An 18,122-nucleotide genomic window follows, 5' to 3' on the forward strand; every position below is an offset into this window, starting at 1 on the left:
CAACACTAATCAATAACAATCATGACTATGCTATTGTTTTTCATAAATTTAAATAAATTTAATTAGTAGTCATCAACAGTAATAAATACTTTTACTGTAGGACTCATAATCCGTTGGTCCACAGTTCAAGTCTGTGTGGGCCCACCAAATACCGAACCTCATAAACAAAAAGTTTATGGGGTTTTTTAATATATATCTAAATAGAATATGCTTTACTCTTATAAAAAATACTCAAAATTTAAATTTATTTTATCCCTAAATTTTAGATGTTTTAAAATACACTTACGTTCCGTACTAAATATCCATCTTTCATCTATTAGGCTAAGATTTGCTTTCGCATGGGCTCCGAATTCTCTAATTGTGTATCCCAAAACTTTTCCCATAAATCACAATACTCTAAGCATAATTTTTCAATATAGTTATAGTCTTCTTCTGTACAAGCTTGCATCAAGACATACCATAAATCTTCTTCATGATCATCATCTGCTGCTTCAGCACTTTCATCCTCAGAGATACCATGTACATGATAATAACCACCACCCTCCACATCTAGACCAACTGCTTTAGTTGCTCTACGTAAAGGTGGACTATATAGAATGACTTCTTCCTCTGCGACTGCTAATAAGGCTGAAACAGCTTTATAGTCATCATAAGCATTTTCTAAAAATACTCTAACCTGATCTGCAATTTCAGTCGGATGATAAGTTAGACGATCTTGTTCTGTAATACCAAAATCATTCAATATATCTTCAAATAAGGGATAATGAGCATATTCAGGATTTCCCTGATAGTAGCCGTCTTTATCTAATCCTGGCCGAAATCCAAATTCATCAAAAATATTTAAACTTAAAAGAAAACGCGGGAACATTTTTGCACCAGCATGCAATCTCGGCTCTAATTGTTTAGTTTGAAATTGAGCCATGAGCAATGCATCAGTAAAAGTTTGCACAATTGCATGGCGATACTCTAAATGAATTTTTTTTAAATCTTCTTTATTAATTTCGCCATTATTTAAAGTATCGATTGCAGGATGATGAGATACAGGATGTTTCGCAATCTTTGCTCTTAATCGGGTCAAAAACTTTGAATTTTTTCCCCATAGTTCAGCTGAAATGCTTTGTTTCATCCCTGCGAGTGCTTTCTTTCTAGGATTATTAAAATTCTCAAATTTCTTAGGCATATCCGCTCTCATTAAACTTATTGAAGCATGATCGATTTTTACATATTTTATTATAAAAACAATGACTTAAATTAATATTTAAATATGTTCCTTCATCGATTAATATTAGAATTAAAATCGTACGAAATCAAATGAAAAATTAAAAAAAACTTCAATTAATGATAATCATTATCACAATCTCAACTTGAATCAAAATCAGTTTTTTATTATCATAATTTGTATTAAAAATTTAATATTTTAGATTAAGTTATAATTAGTTTTAACTATATGGAATAGTAATGTCAAAAAAAGAAGATATTATAAATACTGCTTTAAATTTATTTAATCAGATTGGGTACAATGCTACTGGTGTTGACCGTATTATTGCTGAATCAAATGTTGCAAAAATGACTTTTTATAAATATTTTCCGTCAAAAGAAAATTTAATTATGGAATGTTTGCAACATCGAAATATAAATATTCAAAACTCAATCAATGAACAATTAAGTTTACATCAAGATGCTAGTCCTCTTGAGAAAATTCATATTATTTTTAATTGGTATATTGAATGGATCAATAGCGAAACATTTAATGGCTGTTTATTTAAAAAGGCATTTATTGAAGTATCAAAACAATATACTTCAATTCGTGAACCATTTTATGAATATACAAAATGGTTGACTAATCTGTTACATGAAAAACTTACTCAGTTAGGTATAGAAAACCCAACTCCCCTTGTTCATATCATTATTTCTATTATTGATGGGATGATTATCGATGGAACGACCGATAAAAACCTTATTAACCCTGAAAAAATTTGGAAATATATTGAATATTTAATTAATGAAGAGATACCACAGCCAGTATCTTAATTTTAAAATTATCTAGGTTTATTACTTTCAGACGAGGTTTGAGAAAAATAAAAAAAGAACTTTTAAAGTATTTTAGAACTTAGATAATCCTTAACTTTTGTGCTCTACTTTAGCTTTCATAATTTCTCTAGGCTTTTTTACAAACTCATATTAGAATCCTGAAAATTTATCAACTTGCACTGATGTATGAAAAAATTTTTAGCTAACTCTATCTTTAAAGCCGTTGGTTGGACCTACAATGTAGACCCAAAAATTCTTGAGAAAAAACAAGTTATTATTGGCTTTGAACATACATCAAATCTAGATGCAGTGCTCTCGATTGCCCTCTTCCAAATGTTAGACATCAAAATTCATACCTTAATAAAGAAAGAACTCTTTAGGGGCCCACTTAAGCCCCTTCTAGAAAAACTTGGTGGTATTCCAGTTGACCGAAAAGCAAGTAAAGATATCGTTTCACAAATGGTTGAACAGTTTCAAACTCATGAAACTTTTAACTTGGTGATTGCTCCTGAAGCTACACGTGCCAAAGATGGCTCTGAACGTAAACCTATCCGCACAGGTTTTTGGCATATTGCAAAAGCAGCCAATGTTCCTATTGTTTTAATGTATGCGAATGCTCGAAGTAAACAAGGTGGGATTTTAGGTAAAATTTACCCGACTGATTTACAAAAAGACTTGGAAACTATTAAAGAGTTATATGCTCAATTTGACATAGATGTCAAAATTAGCTAAATCAAATTGGACTTGATTTGACCTAATCTCAATCATTAGGTTTTAAGCTTATTGTTCTTATTCAATTGGCTAACAAAACGCAGGGCAACAGTTTTCAACAAAACCAAGCCTATGCTAATATTCTAGCACTTTTGCATTTTCTTTTTTTGGAGTTCACGTCCATGGCGGGTCATTCTAAATGGGCCAATATTAAGCATCGTAAAGCTAAACAAGATGCAAGTCGCGGTAAAGTTTTTACTAAATATATTCGTGAAATTGTGACTGCTGCCAAACTTGGTGGTGGAGATCCTGCTAGCAACCCTCGTCTGCGTGCAGTAGTTGAAAAAGCTCTCTCAGTTAATATGACACGTGACACCATTAACCGTGCAATCCAACGTGGTGCTGGTGGTGAAGATAATGATGATTTAAAAGAAGTAACTTACGAAGGTTATGGGGTTGGCGGTGTTGCTGTTCTTGTTGAAACAATGACAGATAACTTGAACCGTACAGTTCCCGATGTACGTCACTGTTTCAGTAAAACAAATGGTAACTTAGGAACTGCGGGTTCTGTATCTTATCTATTTACTAAACGTGGTGAGATTACTTTTGAAGATGTTTCTTTAGAAGATAAAATCATGGAAGTTGCTTTAGAAGCTGGGGCTGAAGATATTGAAGTTTCAGAAGATGAAATTTTAGTAATCACCTCACCTGAGACTTTCGGTGAAGTTCAGGATGCTCTTGCTGCTGCTGGTTTAAAATCTGATAACGCAGAAGTTGTGATGAGTCCATCCACAAAAGCTGAAATTACAGATGTTGATCAAGCAAAACAAATTCTTAAAATGATTGATATGTTTGAAGATCTTGACGATGTACAAAACGTTTATACTAACGTTGAATTCTCGGATGAGGTTTTGGCTCAACTTGATGCTTAAATCAAACATTTGAATCAAAGAAAACGCACCATTTGGTGCGTTTTTTTATAGCTTGTTGAGCAAGTTATAGCAATTAAATACATTATACTCTTTAATGACAAAACTAGAATGTAAAGCAACGACATTGTCGATTTTTCCAATACGTCTTAATAAAATTTCACTGTAGTCATCCATGTTGCGTGCTACAAGCTCCAAAATAAAATCTGCACTTTGCCCTGTGACTAAGAATGCGTTTGTTACTTCTGGAATTGCCTCTATTTCAGACAAAAACTTATCAAATGTTTCGCTATCATGTTTGCTCAGTGAAACTTGCAATAAAATATGTAAAGTAAAACCAAGCTTACTAAAATTAATTTCCCTTTTGAGCTTCCCCATAATATTGGCTTCAATCAGGTGCTTAATACGGCGGTGTACAGAACTGACTGACAGATTGATCCGTTCTGAAAGTTCATTCAAATTTAAGTCTTCATGAGACAAAATTTCTAGAATTTGTTTATCAAAACGATCTAACTCCACTCTTATCTCCAGCCAGAATTTCACAGTGAAGACAGTATAACCCTATACCATTACCTCTGCATTGAAAATACAGAGGTTTATAGACAGCAAAACTCTTTTTCTTTTATAGAGCTTAATTCTTTTATGCCTTTTAAACGTGCAAATAGTGTCAGGGGCGGTTCATTTTAGAGAGTCGGTTTATGCTTAAATCTGATTTATCTATTCAGAATCCTTATTCTCACTACTATTTAACGCTAAAAAGGAAGTAATCATCAAAATTTGACTATTTTTCAAGCTTCGTAAAGTTGGCATCATTTTTGTTATGTATTTGCAGGAAAATTTTTATCCATGTCGGGGGAGTTCCTGTGAATAAGATCAAAACACTAGTGTTAGCAATGAGTTCTTTAGGTGTAATGAGCGTGACGATGCCTGTGCATGCCGCTACAGATGCTGAAGTTAACGCCTTACGTGATGAAGTAAAGGAGTTAAAACAACTCGTTCAGAAACTATCTGATCAACAAAAAACAGCTTTAACTGTCACTGCTCCAGCAACAATTCCCGCGACTCCTGCCACCCCTACACCTCCTGCATCAAAACCAGGTTGGATGGCTATGGCCGATGGGCAAACTCAAGTCAAGCTTTATGGTAGTGTTCGCGCAGATGCAACCTATGACTTTAAAGGTTCAAATGGCAATATTTCAAATGGTGCCAATTATCCACTCAATAAAGATGATCCAAAACAAGACTCACTCAATGTATCTGCAGCAACTTCACGAATTGGCTTAGATATTACTCGCCCAACTCAATATGGAGATTTAACAGGTAAAATTGAAGCCGATTTCATGGGTGGCAATGGAGATAATGGCAATGGTACTTTCCGTGTTCGTCATGCCTATATGTCTTTAGGAAAATGGTTAGCTGGTCAAACAACCTCACCCTTTGTAAACACAGATACATCACCAGAAACAGTAGACTTTAATGGTGCTATTGGTACAGGTACTACACGTACAGTACAGGTTCGTTACACCCAGCCAATTAATCCACAACAAAAAATATTAGTTGCCTTAGAAGGCGGTGATGTTGAAAAAGCAGGTAATGCTGCCGGTGGAAGCCGTTTTCCTGCTTTAACAGCACGATATGATTTCAAAACTACGGATAACAAAGGCCTATTACAGTTACATGGTCTTGCCCATGAAAACCGTGTGGCTCCAAAAGATAGCACTTCTGAAGAGAAATTTGGCTGGGGTGTCGGTGTTGGTGGTAAATATGATTTAACGCCTCAAGATAGTGTGGTTGCTAACTACTATCATGTTAAAGGTGATGGCCGTTATTTACTTTATAGCAATTCGGCTTATAACTATGACACAACAACACAAGATATTAATTTAGGAGAATTCGATAGCGCAGTAATTGGGTATCAACGTAAATGGAGCCCTATTCTGCGTTCTACTTTTGCTGTAGGTGGGATTCAATATAAAGATGATAATGTCTATGCAAATAGCAATTTAACCAATACCAGCTATAACAAAGAAATTTATAACGCTTTAGTCAATTTAATCTGGAACCCAGTTAAAAATATTGATTTAGGAGCAGAATATACTTACGGTCAACGTGAAACTTTTGCAGGTGACAAGGGTGATTATTCACGTATCAACCTGCTAGCAAAATATAGTTTCTAAAAATTAGATATAAAAAAAGAGCCTTTAATGGCTCTTTTTTTATTAGGGTTATTAGTGCATCGCCTGAATTTTTTCTAAGAAAAGTTTAGCACGCTCATGACGAGCTTCTAAATTATCAAAGAACTCATGGGTTGGGCAATCTTCTAAAATTTTACCTTCATCCATAAAAATTAAACGGTTAGATACTCTTTTAGCAAAGCCCATTTCATGAGTAACACACATCATGGTCATGCCTTCATGTGCGAGCTGCACCATAACTTCAAGAACCTCACCGACCATTTCAGGATCAAGTGCAGAAGTTGGTTCATCAAATAACATACAGATTGGGTCCATAGACAAGCCACGTGCAATCGCTACACGTTGCTGCTGACCACCCGACAACTGCCCTGGAAATTTATCTTTATGAGCAAGTAAGCCTACACGCTCTAAATATTTCAAACCTTTTGCACGAGCATCTGCAACTGAACGCTTTAACACTTTAACTTGAGCAATCGTCAAATTTTCCAAAACAGTCATGTGCGGAAAAAGTTCAAAGTGTTGAAAGACCATCCCCACTCGTGAACGGAATTTAGCAAGATCTGTTTTTGGATCTTTAAGCGAAATTCCATCAACAATAATGTCACCTTGTTGAAATGGTTCCAAAGCATTTACTGTTTTGATGAGTGTTGATTTTCCTGAACCAGATGGTCCGCAAACAACAACGACATCACCTTTTTCAATACTCGTCGTGCAATCTGTTAAAACCTGAAAATCACCATACCATTTAGAGATATGTTGGATGTCTATCATTGGCATTTAAAATCTCCAATTAGCGAATGATGGCAATTTTTTGCTGTAAGCGTTTGACTAAATGCGACAGCACAAACGAGCTACAGAAATACACTACAGCGACGATTAAATAGAATGTTGCTTTTGTTTCAGGTCCATAAGTATTAGCCAATGTATCTGCACGGCCTAAAAAGTCTGGTGCACTAATCACATAAACTAAAGAGATGTCCTGAAATAGAATGATTGTTTGAGTTAACAATACTGGGAGCATATTACGGAAGGCTTGAGGTAATACCACGTAGCGCATTGATTGACCGTAGGTAAAACCTAGCGCATAGCCTGCATGTACCTGACCTTTTGAAATAGACTGAATTCCAGAACGTACAATTTCCGAGAAAAAAGCTGCTTCAAAAATGGCAAAAGTTACAACACTCGAAAACAACGGTCCCCAATAAGTATCAGATTGAAACTCAAATACTTTCGGCAACAAAAAATAGAAGATAAAGATCACCTGAATCAGTGGAATACCACGAAACAGATCAACATAAAATTTTGCAAAATTACTTGCGATGGCATTACTAGATAAACGCATCATTGCCAATGGGGTTCCAATTAGGATACCGCCCATCATTGCTAATACCGTTACGGTAAGCGTAAAAATGAAACCTTCTTTGAGTGCCGCGATCACATCAGGGTTTTGTAATAAAGAAAAATCCATGATTACTTCCCTCCTGAACCTAAGCCAGGTACAGCCATTCGTTTCTCAATCCATGCCATCACAAACTTAATGCTATAAGTGATAATCAAATAAACAGGCGTAGAGAGAATAAGAATGATAATGTCCTGAGAAGTTTCTTCACGCATGGTTTTCGTGTAAGCAAAGAAATTCAACACACTCAACGCATATAAAACAGCTGAGTTTTTAAAAACGTTCATTGCTTCAGATGTAATCGTTGGCCATACGGTACGATATGCAACCGGTAAAATGACATAACGATAGCTTTGTGCAGTAGTAAAACCCATAGCGGAAGCTGCGAACTTCTGTCCACGAGAAACGGTATTAATTCCGGCACGTATGTGCTCAGATACACGGGCAGCCGTGTAGAGACCTAATGCAAAAACACCAATAACCGCCGGTTGCTGATTTAAAATATTTTTCCACCAACCGCCAGCAACTACATCCCCACTACCTGCACTTAAGCTGTCCGGTAAAAACTCGGGAAAAACAAAAGCCCAGAAGAATAGTTGCACAATAAGTGGAATATTACGGAAAATTTCAACGTAACAATTGCCGATAAATGCGAGAGGTTTGTTGGGTAATGTACGAATTACACCTAGGAGAGAACCTAATAAAAATGCGATAAGAAAGGCTATAATAGCTGTCCAAACCATAGTGAACACGCCTGAACCTAACATTTGTAACCATGTGGGTGCCTCAGCATAAGCATTGTAGCTTGAGCTACCAATAGCTTTACAAACTGATTCTGCCCATGCGGCTTTATCGACACCATATTCATTAGACTCCGCACAGAATATAGTCCAGTTTAGCGAGCCGACTGACATGTTTGCCCCTTAAATTAATATCTTTAGAAAATAGACCACTTGTGCAAATGAATCTTTACACTTACACAAGTAAATTTAGGACAAAAAGATCCAGTTAGATTCCTGCATCTGTTGGGTTAGCTTTTAATTTCTTATAAGATGAACTTTGTTGCATGTTCAAATTCGTGTTTTTTGGTGGAATTGGAGATAAGAACCACTTCTTATATAAAGCGTCCATTTTACCAGTTTTCCACAAGTTATTTACAGTACGGTCTGCAACCGCTTTAAATTTTGGATCATCTTTAGCAAGCATAATTCCATAAGGTTCAGATGAAAGTACCGGACCTACAATTGCGAAAGCTTTAGGTGTAGAAGACTTCGCAATCAAGCCTGCTAAAATATTATCATCCATTACAAATGCAGCAGCACGGCCAGATGCCATCATGGCAAAAGAGTCAGCATGATCTTTACCATAAATATTTTGAACATTAACAGCCTGACCTTTTTCATTCATCTTAATGTATTTGTCAGATGTAGTGCCTTGAGTAGTAACAACTGCTTTACCATTTAAGTCCGCCAAACTCTTAATGCCAGAGTTTGCTTTAACAGCCATGCGCACTTCTGTTGCATAGTAGTTAGTTGAGAAACCAACTTGTTGCTGACGTTGTTTAGAGTTTGTAGTGGTACCACATTCCATATCGATATTGCCTGCCAAAAGCTCAGGAATACGTGTTGATGAAGTTACTGCCTTGTACTCAACTTTTAAGCCAGGCATTTTCAATTCTTTTTTAATGTCATTTGCAAACTGGTTACAGATATCGACTGCATAACCTACTGGTTTACCTGCAACAACATATGAAATTGGATCTGAGGATTCTCGATGACCAATTACGATTTTTCCGGTACTTTTAATTTTAGCTAATGTATCTGCTGCTTGAATTTGAGAAGTAGCGCCAACCGTACAAAGCATAACTGTTGAAATAATGAGAGAGGTTGCAGAACGTTTCATAAGAACTCCTTGATGATCATTCTCTCTATTTATCTATAGAATCATTCATATAGAGCAATAGAGTGATTTTTTATTAAATTGCAATTATCGAGCCAACTTTTCCAAGTCGGACCCATCCATTTGCTTCACTTATTCTATTCAATCTGTTTTGCAGAATTAATACCTTTAAAACTGCTCACATGTTTCTACTTTAATCTATGTTTTAATCTTCTGTCTATTATTAAGCTCATCTATTTACACTTAAATGTGGCAATTATTGATTACATTGTAAACACATGCACAATAAAGTGGCTTAACTTTGGCTAAAAATATTATTTAGAAAAATTGTATTTTCCAAAAAATCATAAAAATTAAAGTTATTAGTCATTTAGATAAAATGGAATTTATATTGTAAAAAGTAATTTAGGCATCAAAATAATATAAACAAATGGCTTAATAAAAATCATTTAGAAAATTGATAGTAATATCTACATTAATAAAATAACTAGCAAAGATAAAAATAAGCCCCGATTTTCTCAGGGCATTTTATAATTTTAAATTCCGCGCCAATCTACTCGCGCATTACGCTCAGTTTGATATATTCTTAAAACATACTGACCTAGAGGTAAATCGAGTAAATTTTGCTGATAGTTATTCCATTCTTCCGAAACACCTTCAGCTTCTTCCCGCTCCCATGGCGTGCCCTTTATTTCTAATAAAGGAGCAAGCATAGAACATACAGAAATATCAGCAAGACTTAAGCGATCACCTACCATATAACGTGCCTGATTTTCGATTAAGCAGTTATTTAGTTCATTTATGAGTTCATCCATACGTTCTTTTGACTGGTTGACTAGCTCTTCTTCAAGTTTATAGTTCTTCTTTACCAGTGTTTTGAGGAATGGCTTCGATATTTTTTCAAACTGACGTAAATAGCCTTGTTCACCCATCATAATTTCTAAAGCATGGTCTCCATGCGCCAACGTGTGAGCTAGAGCCCAACGACGGACATGAATACCCAGCTCATCAGCCAAGCTATCTATTTTTAATGTTTGCTGTCTTAATTGTTCATCACGACGTAACAGTGAATGCTCCGGATAAGTATCATCCAGATAAAGTGCAATTTTAGTCGATTCAGCGATCCATTGATGATCATCTTTCAAAATAGGCAGTAAATTTTGGCCTGTTTTGAGTTGTGCAAAAGCACGATGAAAGCCTGGAATTAAGTTATGAGCCACATAATCAAGTTCTTTATGGTCTAACAACCAGCGAGCTTTTTCACAATAATGGGACAAAGGAAACTGATACAAAACCCGCATAAAATCTCCACGTTTATTTTTATTTGACTATTTGTACAAAAATGGTCGTCGGTAAGTAGATACTTTAGAAGCTATTTTTAGTTAAAACAATGGATATTGTGCTCATTTTTCACTGACACTTAAGTCTATTTTTTTTATATCTTTTTTTACCGTAGTTATTGCTCTTTTTCATATTAAAACCAATTCTATTATTATTTTTTTGCATAATAAATATAAGGTATTGTTTTTTATTAATTTTCAATATCTATATTTTTTAATTAAAAAGCAAAAAAAATGCTTTGCACTTTATTTCATAAGCTGAGCATAAGTCCTCGTTTAGTGGAAAAATATTTCTTTTGTAAGGTAATGACAGCAATACAAGGTGTCATTATGTCTAATTCTCTATCTAAAACGACGGCATACGTCCAAATCATTCAAAATGATCAACAAGCCATTAATGCTGCTTATCAAGTGGCTGATTATGCTTTAGAGGGTCGTAATACACGTGATCAACAACGCTTACTACCGCATGAGCAAATCGAAAGCTTTAGCCAAAAAGGTTTAGGCGGAATTCGCATTGCAAAAAAATACGGCGGAGCTTTTGTTTCCAATAAAACACTCGCTCAAGTTTTCCGTATTTTAAGTAAAGGTGATGCGAACGTTGGTCAGATTCCACAAAATCAGATTAGCCTGTTAAACCTGATCGAAATCATGGGCACAGAACAACAAAAACAATTCATCTTTTCAGAAATATTAGCAGGTAAACGTCTTGCCAACGGTGGACCAGAACGTAATACCCATGATTCAAAAACATTAAAAAGCAATCTTACTGTTGAGAACGGCAAATATATTTTAAACGGCGAAAAGTTTTATTCGACAGGTACAAGTTTTGCGCATTGGCTCGCAATTAAAGCGGTTCATCCCGAAGGTCATGTGGTTTTAGTCATTGTTGACCGAGATGCTCAAGGCATTGAAGTCATTAATGACTGGAATGGATTTGGTCAGCGTACTACAGCGAGTGGTACAGTTAAATTAAATCAAGTTGAAGTTAATCCAGAACTCATTTTTGACGAACGCTTATTAACACAAGTTCCCACCTATCGCGGTGCGTATTCGCAGTTATTACAAGTTGCCATTGATGTGGGGATTGCAGAAGCTGCATTTGACGATACTTTATCGACTATTCATAAAGCACGCCCAATTATTGATGCAAATGTTGAAAAAGCCAGCTTTGAACATTACACCCTGCAAGAAGTAGGTAAGTTAAATATTTTGCTCGATGCTGCAATTTTACTGCTTGATGAAGCTGCTGAATATTTAGATGAACTTGACCAACTTCAAACTGTGACTGATGAACAAGTAGCTAAAGCTTCAATTTTGGTCGCAGAAGCGAAAGTCTATGCCAATGATGCGGCTCTACAAATCTCTGAAAAATTGCTGGAACTAGGTGGTAGCCGTTCAAGCTTAAGCCAACACAATTTAGATCAACATTGGCGAAATGCCCGTGTACATACCTTACACGACCCTGTTCGTTGGAAATTACATGCCATTGGCAATTATTACCTTAATGGTCATTTCCCTGCCCGCCATGCTTGGATTTAAGGAGAAATTGTCATGACTTCATATCAATCGGTTCAAACAAAACAAACCTCGGCATCTGGCCAAGCACACATTATTCAAAATGATGCTGAAGCTTTAGAAATTGCAAAACAATTTGCTGAGCAATTTAAAAAAACCGCAGTTGAGCGAGACACTAAGCGAATTTTACCGTATACCGAAATTGATGCATTGAGCCAATCTGGTCTTTGGGCAATTACAGTGCCAAAGCAATATGGCGGTGCCGAAGTTTCAAGTCATACTGTTGCTAAAGTGATTGCTCTTTTAAGTGGTGCAGATGGCTCAATCGGACAAATTCCACAAAACCATTTTTACGCTTTAGAAGTATTGCGCAATACAGGCACAGAAGCTCAAAAACAACGGTTATATAGCGAAGTTTTAAATGGCACTCGCTTTGGTAATGCACTTGCTGAGTTTAAAACCAAAACTTCAACTCATAAGCAAACCAATATCCGTCCACACGAAAATGGATATCTCATTCAGGGTGAAAAGTTTTACTGCACAGGAAGTTTATTTGCTCACCGTATTCCAACCTTAGTTTTAGACGATGCAGGACGTGAGTATCTGGCATTTGTAAAAAGTGGTTCACAAGGATTAAAACTTGTTGATGACTGGTCTGGCTTTGGACAGAAAACTACAGGCAGCGGCACGGTCAAGTTTGATCAGGTTTTTGTCGATGCAGATGATGTTATTCCTTTTGATACTGCATTTTTACAGCCAACCTTAGTGGGTCCTTTTGCGCAAATTATGCATGCATCGATTGAGGTAGGCATTGCACGTGCGGCCTTTGAAGAAAGCTTGCAAAGAGTGCATCAAGCCCGCCCATGGATTGACTCAAATGTAGAAATAGCCAACCAAGATCCATTAACGATTTATGAGCTAGGACGCATTGCTGTCGATGTACGGGCAAGCGAAGTGTTATTAAAACAAGCTGCGCAATCAATCGATGCTGCAAAAATTGAGACCACACCTGAAAGCATTGCTAAAGCTTCAATTGATGTGGCTAAAGTGCGTGCTCATAGTACAGATATCGCCCTAAAAGCATCGTCTAAGCTGATTGAACTTGCTGGTAGTCGTGGTAGTCAGTCTCAAGATGGCCTAGACCGTTTCTGGCGTAATGCGCGTGTACATACGTTGCATGATGCCGCACGATGGAAATATTACTTTATTGGGAACTACGTTCTTAACGGTGTGCTTCCACCTCGTCGGGGGACATTGTAATGGCAGATTTCAAAGCAAAAGAGATTTTATTAAACGCCTTTGACATGAACTGTGTTGGGCATATCAATCATGGCTTATGGACACATCCACGTGATGAATCACACCGCTTTAATGAACTGAGCTATTGGACAGAACAAGCTAAGACCTTAGAAAGTGGTTTATTTGACGGCTTGTTTATAGCCGATATTACTGGTGTGTATGACGTCTATCAAAATGGTATTGATCTCACTTTAAAAGAGTCCATTCAACTTCCGAGCCATGACCCATCTACACTCATTTCTGCTATGGCGGCAGTCACTCAAAACTTAAGTTTTGGGGTCACTGTGAACTTAAGCTATGAGCATCCATATCAGTTTGCTCGTCGCTTTGCGAGTCTCGACCATTTAACTCAAGGTCGTATTGGCTGGAATATCGTGACAGGTTATCTAGATAGTGCGGAACGCTTAATTGGTCAAAAAGGTTTAAAAGACCACGATGCTCGCTATGAACAAGCCGAAGAATTTTTAGAGCTTTGCTATAAATATTGGGAAGGTTCATGGGAAAACGACGCAGTAAAAAAAGATAAAGTACAGCGTGTTTTTACAGATCCATCTAAAGTTCACACCATTCACCACCACGGAAAATATTACCAAAGCGAAGGTGTATTTCAGGTGTCTCCTTCTGTGCAACGCACTCCAACACTGTTTCAAGCAGGTGCTTCTCCCAAAGGTATGCAGTTTGCGACTCGTCATGCTGAGTGTGTATTTATTGGCGGCGAAAAACCCGAAAAAATACGAGAACAAGTGAAAAAGATTCGTGCTCTTGCAGAACAGCAAGGCCGTTCAGCGGATGACATTAAAGTCTTCGTTGGCATCACCGTTGTTGTTGCCGAAACACATGATCTCGCTGTACAGAAACTTAATGAATATCGTCAATATGCAAGTCCTGAAGCAGGCTTAGCGCATTATGCGAGTTCAACTGGTATCGACTTAAGTAAATTTGCCGACGATGAAGCGATTCCTTACCAAAAAAGTAACAGTATTGTTTCGATTACCGAAAAATTTAAAGAGCAACAAATCACGAAAAATGACTTAAAAGCTCAGCATGTTTTGGGTGGTCGTTATCCACTCATTGTCGGTAGTGGCAAAGAAGTTGCTGAATACCTAATTCATCTTTTAGATGAAACAGATATTGATGGCTTTAATTTGACACGTACTGTTGCACCTGAGTCTCACCACGACTTTATTCGCTTGGTTATTCCTGAGCTACAACAACGTGGTCGCTATAAAACTGCATATAAAACGGGTTCACTGCGGAACAAAATCTTTAATCGGGGTGATCAATTACCAGAACAACACCCTGTTCAAGCGTTCCGATGTAGTCCCTATAACAACAGCAAAAACTTAACAAAAATTGAAGAAATAACCGCTTAAATTTGGAGATAGACATGGCTCAAACAGCCTCTAAAAAATGGCTAGGCATAGGCTTAGTCGTTGTAGTCCTTGTTGCTGCTTTATTCTTTTGGAATAAACATCGTCAAAGTGGCTCAAATGAACTTGTGATTGGTATTAGCCCACCATTTGCAAAACCTTTACAAGCTGCTGCCGATGAAGCAAAGAAACAAGGTTTAAATGTAAAACTGGTCGAATTTTCTGACTGGAACACACCAAACATTACTTTAAATCATGGGGATATTGATGCGAACTTTTTCCAGCATCAACCTTTCTTAGATAATGCAATTAAAGAAACTGGCTTTAAATTAAAGGCATTTGCAGTGGGTGCAGCATCACATGTGGGACTTTATTCAAAGAAGCACAAAAGCTTAGATGAATTGCCGCAAAACGCACGTGTAGTCATTCCAAATGATCCAGTGAACCAAGGTCGTGCCCTGCTACTCTTACAGCAAGCTAAATTAATTACGCTTAAAGATTCAAATAATCATTTATCTGCACTAAAAGATGTAGTTTCAAACCCTAAAAATTTGCAATTCGTAGAGGTTGAAGGACCACAAACTGCTCGTGCAATTGATGATGTTGACTTGGCTTTTGGCTATCCGCATTACCTACGCTTAGCAAAAACAGCTGACCCTGAAAGTGCACTTTTACTTGATGACAATACCAATAAACGTTATGCAATTTTATTTGTAGTGCGTGATGACTACCAAGATAAGGGAGACAAATTAAAGAAATTTGTTGAGATCTATCAAAACTCGCCAAAAGTTAAAGCTGTGTTAGATGCTGAGATTGGTCCAAAACTTTGGTTCCCTGGCTGGAAGTAATAACGGAAAGATTATGGCGATTCAGTTCAAACAGCATAAGCCTTGGTTACTCGGAATTACGGTTTTAATCGTAGTTCTGGGCCTCGTCGGTTACCGTTATATTAAAAATAAACAAGCCGATGATGTTTTAACGATCGGGATTAGCCCGCCTTATGCTGAGCTATTACAAAGCGTTGCCAATGAAGTAGAAAAGCAAGGTGTTCATGTCAAACTCGTTGAATTTTCTGATTGGCGAGCACCCAATGTTGCCGTACAAAACGGTGATATTGATGCAAACTTTTTCCAGCAAAGCGTATTTCTACGTAATGCTGTTAAAGAAACGGGTTATGACTTACACGCATTTGGTGTGGGTTCAGGAAGTCATGTGGGTTTATATTCAAGAAAATATAAATCACTTGAAGACTTACCTTCAAATGCACGTGTTGCTATTCCAAACGATCCCGTCAATTTAGCCCGTGCTTTAATTTTATTACATCGTGCAGGTTTAATTCAGCTTAAAGACATTAATAATGAGCTTTCAACCACTCAAGACATTATTGCTAATCCTAAACAGCTGAGCTTTGTTGAAGTTGAAGGCCCACAGACAGCACATGCATATAACGATGTCGATTTAATTTTCGGCTTCCCTCACTACTTAAAAATGGCAAAAGTAACCGACCCACATAGCGCATTATTTTTAGATCCAATCGATAAAAAATATGCAATTTTGTTTGTGACCCGTCGCGATTACCAAGATAAAAACCAAAAACTTGCAACCTTTGTTAAAGCATTCCAGAACTCAAAACAAGCACGAGATATTCTGGATAAAGACTTTGGCCAAGGTATGTGGTTTCAAGGCTGGAAATAAGGAGAATGACAATGGTGAGTTTTGGATCACAAGTTGATTTTTCTCTACCTCATATCAAAATTCGTGGTTTGAATAAATTTTACCAATCGCAAGGTCAAAAACTGCATGCTTTAAAAGAGATTAACCTTGATATTCCTCAAGGTAAGATTTTAGGCATTATTGGTAAAAGTGGTGCGGGAAAATCTTCCCTACTCCGCACTTTAAATGGCTTAGAACAAGTAAATACAGGCAGTATTCATATTCATCAACAAAATATTGCTGAATTGAGCCATTCCGAGCTTATTCAAACTCGCCAACGTATTGGAATGATTTTCCAACACTTCAATTTGATGTCTGCAAAAACGGTCTGGGAAAATGTGGCATTGCCTTTAAAAGTTTCCAATTACAACAAAGCAGATATCGACCAACGTGTAAATGAAGTTCTGGCACTCGTAGGTCTTGCAGATAAGTCTGGCTACTACCCATCGCAACTTTCAGGCGGACAAAAGCAACGTGTCGGTATTGCACGTGCACTTGTTCACCACCCAGAAATTTTACTTTGTGATGAAGCCACCTCGGCACTTGACCCTGAAAGTACCGCCACTATTTTGGCTTTACTTAAAAAGATTAATCAGGAACTGGGTCTAACGATTGTACTCATCACTCATGAAATGCAGGTCATTCGAGAAATTTGTGATCAAGTGGTGGTGATTGATCAAGGTGAGATAGTAGAGGCTGGACAAGTCTGGTCTGTATTTTCACGACCAGAACAACAAATTACTCAAGAATTGTTAAACCTTGAGCAAATTACCCTGCCTTTTAAAATCAGTCCTCTACCCGATGAAGATTCGACTCATATTATTGTAAAACTGAAATATGAGGCTGAAGCACATCAGGTTCCTGATATTCAAGAATTACTTGCCAAATTTAAAGCGCCCATCAATTTATATCAAAGTCAGGTCGATACCATTCAAGGGCATATTATTGGTTCACTTTTAGTCGGTATTCCTAACGTAGAAATTGATATTTCATCTATACGACAAGATGCATTAACTGCAATTGCACAATTTGAGGTACTTGGCTATGCACGACCAGCTCATTGATTTATTAATTACTGGAACTGTAGATACCTTACTCATGGTAGGTGCATCTGCATTTATTGCTTTTTTAATTGGCTTACCGATTGCTGTTGTTTTAGTCAGTACTTCTGAGCACGGCATTCATCCGTCACAAAAGATTAATCAAGCTTTGGGTTGGGTCATCAACATTACTCGCTCTGTACCCTTTCTTATTTTAATGGTTGCACTTATTCCGCTTACTCGCTGGATTGTCGGGACAAGTTATGGGGTTTGGGCAGCCGTTGTTCCATTGACGATTGCGGCAATTCCCTTCTTTGCGCGTATTGCAGAAGTCAGCTTACGCGAAGTCGATCAAGGCTTAATTGAAGCAGCACAAGCCATGGGTTGTAACCGTAAACAAATTATCTGGCATGTACTTTTACCAGAGGCTTTGCCGGGTATTGTGGCGGGTTTTACCGTGACTATTGTGACTATGATTAACTCCTCTGCGATTGCTGGTGCTATTGGTGCAGGTGGTCTAGGAGACATTGCTTATCGTTATGGCTATCAACGTTTTGATATGCAAATTATGTTGGCTGTAATTTTAGTGCTCATTGTTTTAGTCATGTTGGTACAAGCGACTGGCGATGCATTAGCCCAGCAACTTGATAAACGTAAAGTTTAAACGCAATACAACCC

General features: G+C 37.2%; 18 protein-coding genes. 11 read left to right on the forward strand and 7 right to left on the reverse strand.

The window, feature by feature from the left end:
* Nucleotides 1-316: 316 nt before the first annotated feature.
* Entirely contained in the window at nucleotides 317-1,180 is an 864-nt protein-coding gene (locus ACO6UW_RS05770) for an iron-containing redox enzyme family protein (protein ID WP_057062673.1), read from the reverse strand.
* Nucleotides 1,181-1,458: 278 nt separating this feature from the next.
* On the opposite strand from ACO6UW_RS05770, the gene ACO6UW_RS05775 reads away from it, so the two are divergent.
* From ACO6UW_RS05775 to ACO6UW_RS05785, 3 genes are all read left to right on the forward strand, one after another.
* Nucleotides 1,459-2,031: a TetR/AcrR family transcriptional regulator gene (locus tag ACO6UW_RS05775; protein WP_017481648.1), complete on the forward strand. Its 573-nt coding sequence runs from the start codon at nucleotides 1,459-1,461 to the stop codon at nucleotides 2,029-2,031.
* Nucleotides 2,032-2,217: 186 nt separating this feature from the next.
* The gene (locus ACO6UW_RS05780; protein WP_057062672.1) at nucleotides 2,218-2,763 is read left to right on the forward strand and encodes a 1-acyl-sn-glycerol-3-phosphate acyltransferase; all 546 of its coding nucleotides are present in this window, start codon (nucleotides 2,218-2,220) and stop codon (nucleotides 2,761-2,763) included.
* Nucleotides 2,764-2,924: 161 nt separating this feature from the next.
* Complete coding sequence (locus ACO6UW_RS05785) at nucleotides 2,925-3,674, forward strand: YebC/PmpR family DNA-binding transcriptional regulator (protein WP_057062671.1); 750 nt, start codon at nucleotides 2,925-2,927, stop codon at nucleotides 3,672-3,674.
* Between the two features lie 45 nt (nucleotides 3,675-3,719).
* On the opposite strand, the gene ACO6UW_RS05790 is transcribed toward ACO6UW_RS05785, so the two are convergent.
* Nucleotides 3,720-4,190: an Lrp/AsnC family transcriptional regulator gene (locus ACO6UW_RS05790; protein ID WP_057062670.1), complete on the reverse strand. Its 471-nt coding sequence runs from the start codon at nucleotides 4,188-4,190 to the stop codon at nucleotides 3,720-3,722.
* 344 nt (nucleotides 4,191-4,534) lie between these two features.
* Between ACO6UW_RS05790 and ACO6UW_RS05795 the strand changes: the two genes are divergently transcribed.
* Nucleotides 4,535-5,848: a DcaP family trimeric outer membrane transporter gene (locus ACO6UW_RS05795; RefSeq protein ID WP_199970311.1), complete on the forward strand. Its 1,314-nt coding sequence runs from the start codon at nucleotides 4,535-4,537 to the stop codon at nucleotides 5,846-5,848.
* Between the two features lie 51 nt (nucleotides 5,849-5,899).
* On the opposite strand, the gene ACO6UW_RS05800 is transcribed toward ACO6UW_RS05795, so the two are convergent.
* The 5 genes from ACO6UW_RS05800 to ACO6UW_RS05820 form a co-directional block, all read right to left on the reverse strand.
* Entirely contained in the window at nucleotides 5,900-6,643 is a 744-nt protein-coding gene (locus ACO6UW_RS05800; protein WP_002114298.1) for an amino acid ABC transporter ATP-binding protein, read from the reverse strand.
* Nucleotides 6,644-6,656: 13 nt separating this feature from the next.
* Nucleotides 6,657-7,334 (reverse strand): amino acid ABC transporter permease, encoded by a 678-nt coding sequence (locus ACO6UW_RS05805; RefSeq protein WP_002114551.1) that lies wholly within the window; start codon nucleotides 7,332-7,334, stop codon nucleotides 6,657-6,659.
* Nucleotides 7,335-7,336: 2 nt separating this feature from the next.
* The gene (locus ACO6UW_RS05810; protein WP_002114400.1) at nucleotides 7,337-8,179 is read right to left on the reverse strand and encodes an amino acid ABC transporter permease; all 843 of its coding nucleotides are present in this window, start codon (nucleotides 8,177-8,179) and stop codon (nucleotides 7,337-7,339) included.
* 94 nt (nucleotides 8,180-8,273) lie between these two features.
* Nucleotides 8,274-9,167 carry an amino acid ABC transporter substrate-binding protein gene (locus ACO6UW_RS05815; protein ID WP_005076378.1) on the reverse strand — a complete coding sequence of 298 codons (894 nt, stop codon included), beginning with the start codon at nucleotides 9,165-9,167 and terminating at the stop codon, nucleotides 8,274-8,276.
* 533 nt (nucleotides 9,168-9,700) lie between these two features.
* Nucleotides 9,701-10,465, reverse strand: a complete 765-nt coding sequence (locus tag ACO6UW_RS05820; protein ID WP_005076380.1) for a glutathione S-transferase family protein — start codon at nucleotides 10,463-10,465, stop codon at nucleotides 9,701-9,703.
* A 345-nt stretch (nucleotides 10,466-10,810) separates the two neighbouring features.
* Here ACO6UW_RS05820 and ACO6UW_RS05825 point away from each other — a divergent pair, with 345 nt between their 5' ends.
* The 7 genes from ACO6UW_RS05825 to ACO6UW_RS05855 are packed head-to-tail and all read left to right on the forward strand — an operon-like array spanning nucleotide 10,811 to nucleotide 18,108.
* Nucleotides 10,811-12,046: an SfnB family sulfur acquisition oxidoreductase gene (locus tag ACO6UW_RS05825; RefSeq protein ID WP_081037715.1), complete on the forward strand. Its 1,236-nt coding sequence runs from the start codon at nucleotides 10,811-10,813 to the stop codon at nucleotides 12,044-12,046.
* Nucleotides 12,047-12,058: 12 nt separating this feature from the next.
* On the forward strand, nucleotides 12,059-13,282 hold the full coding sequence (locus ACO6UW_RS05830) for an SfnB family sulfur acquisition oxidoreductase (protein WP_057062668.1): 1,224 nt from the start codon (nucleotides 12,059-12,061) through the stop codon (nucleotides 13,280-13,282).
* Complete coding sequence (locus tag ACO6UW_RS05835) at nucleotides 13,282-14,694, forward strand: LLM class flavin-dependent oxidoreductase (protein ID WP_057062667.1); 1,413 nt, start codon at nucleotides 13,282-13,284, stop codon at nucleotides 14,692-14,694. Before ACO6UW_RS05830 ends, ACO6UW_RS05835 begins: the two co-directional genes overlap by 1 nt.
* A 14-nt stretch (nucleotides 14,695-14,708) precedes the next feature.
* Entirely contained in the window at nucleotides 14,709-15,539 is an 831-nt protein-coding gene (locus ACO6UW_RS05840; protein WP_057062666.1) for a MetQ/NlpA family ABC transporter substrate-binding protein, read from the forward strand.
* A gap of 13 nt (nucleotides 15,540-15,552) precedes the next feature.
* The gene (locus ACO6UW_RS05845; RefSeq protein WP_057062665.1) at nucleotides 15,553-16,386 is read left to right on the forward strand and encodes a MetQ/NlpA family ABC transporter substrate-binding protein; all 834 of its coding nucleotides are present in this window, start codon (nucleotides 15,553-15,555) and stop codon (nucleotides 16,384-16,386) included.
* A 5-nt stretch (nucleotides 16,387-16,391) separates the two neighbouring features.
* The gene (locus ACO6UW_RS05850; protein ID WP_075382845.1) at nucleotides 16,392-17,468 is read left to right on the forward strand and encodes a methionine ABC transporter ATP-binding protein; all 1,077 of its coding nucleotides are present in this window, start codon (nucleotides 16,392-16,394) and stop codon (nucleotides 17,466-17,468) included.
* On the forward strand, nucleotides 17,449-18,108 hold the full coding sequence (locus ACO6UW_RS05855; protein ID WP_005069679.1) for a methionine ABC transporter permease: 660 nt from the start codon (nucleotides 17,449-17,451) through the stop codon (nucleotides 18,106-18,108). The genes ACO6UW_RS05850 and ACO6UW_RS05855 overlap by 20 nt, the downstream gene beginning before the upstream one ends.
* Nucleotides 18,109-18,122 lie beyond the last annotated feature (14 nt).

The organism is Acinetobacter sp. JADD-222 (assembly GCF_049310645.1).

Coding starts and splice junctions, on each gene's coding strand:
- ACO6UW_RS05770 (WP_057062673.1), bottom strand. CDS start 1,180: ATGCCTAAGAAATTTGAGAATTTTAATAATCCTAGAAAGAAAGCACTC.
- ACO6UW_RS05775 (WP_017481648.1), top strand. CDS start 1,459: ATGTCAAAAAAAGAAGATATTATAAATACTGCTTTAAATTTATTTAAT.
- ACO6UW_RS05780 (WP_057062672.1), top strand. CDS start 2,218: ATGAAAAAATTTTTAGCTAACTCTATCTTTAAAGCCGTTGGTTGGACC.
- ACO6UW_RS05785 (WP_057062671.1), top strand. CDS start 2,925: ATGGCGGGTCATTCTAAATGGGCCAATATTAAGCATCGTAAAGCTAAA.
- ACO6UW_RS05800 (WP_002114298.1), bottom strand. CDS start 6,643: ATGCCAATGATAGACATCCAACATATCTCTAAATGGTATGGTGATTTT.
- ACO6UW_RS05805 (WP_002114551.1), bottom strand. CDS start 7,334: ATGGATTTTTCTTTATTACAAAACCCTGATGTGATCGCGGCACTCAAA.
- ACO6UW_RS05810 (WP_002114400.1), bottom strand. CDS start 8,179: ATGTCAGTCGGCTCGCTAAACTGGACTATATTCTGTGCGGAGTCTAAT.
- ACO6UW_RS05815 (WP_005076378.1), bottom strand. CDS start 9,167: ATGAAACGTTCTGCAACCTCTCTCATTATTTCAACAGTTATGCTTTGT.
- ACO6UW_RS05820 (WP_005076380.1), bottom strand. CDS start 10,465: ATGCGGGTTTTGTATCAGTTTCCTTTGTCCCATTATTGTGAAAAAGCT.
- ACO6UW_RS05825 (WP_081037715.1), top strand. CDS start 10,811: ATGACAGCAATACAAGGTGTCATTATGTCTAATTCTCTATCTAAAACG.
- ACO6UW_RS05830 (WP_057062668.1), top strand. CDS start 12,059: ATGACTTCATATCAATCGGTTCAAACAAAACAAACCTCGGCATCTGGC.
- ACO6UW_RS05835 (WP_057062667.1), top strand. CDS start 13,282: ATGGCAGATTTCAAAGCAAAAGAGATTTTATTAAACGCCTTTGACATG.
- ACO6UW_RS05840 (WP_057062666.1), top strand. CDS start 14,709: ATGGCTCAAACAGCCTCTAAAAAATGGCTAGGCATAGGCTTAGTCGTT.
- ACO6UW_RS05845 (WP_057062665.1), top strand. CDS start 15,553: ATGGCGATTCAGTTCAAACAGCATAAGCCTTGGTTACTCGGAATTACG.
- ACO6UW_RS05850 (WP_075382845.1), top strand. CDS start 16,392: ATGACAATGGTGAGTTTTGGATCACAAGTTGATTTTTCTCTACCTCAT.
- ACO6UW_RS05855 (WP_005069679.1), top strand. CDS start 17,449: ATGCACGACCAGCTCATTGATTTATTAATTACTGGAACTGTAGATACC.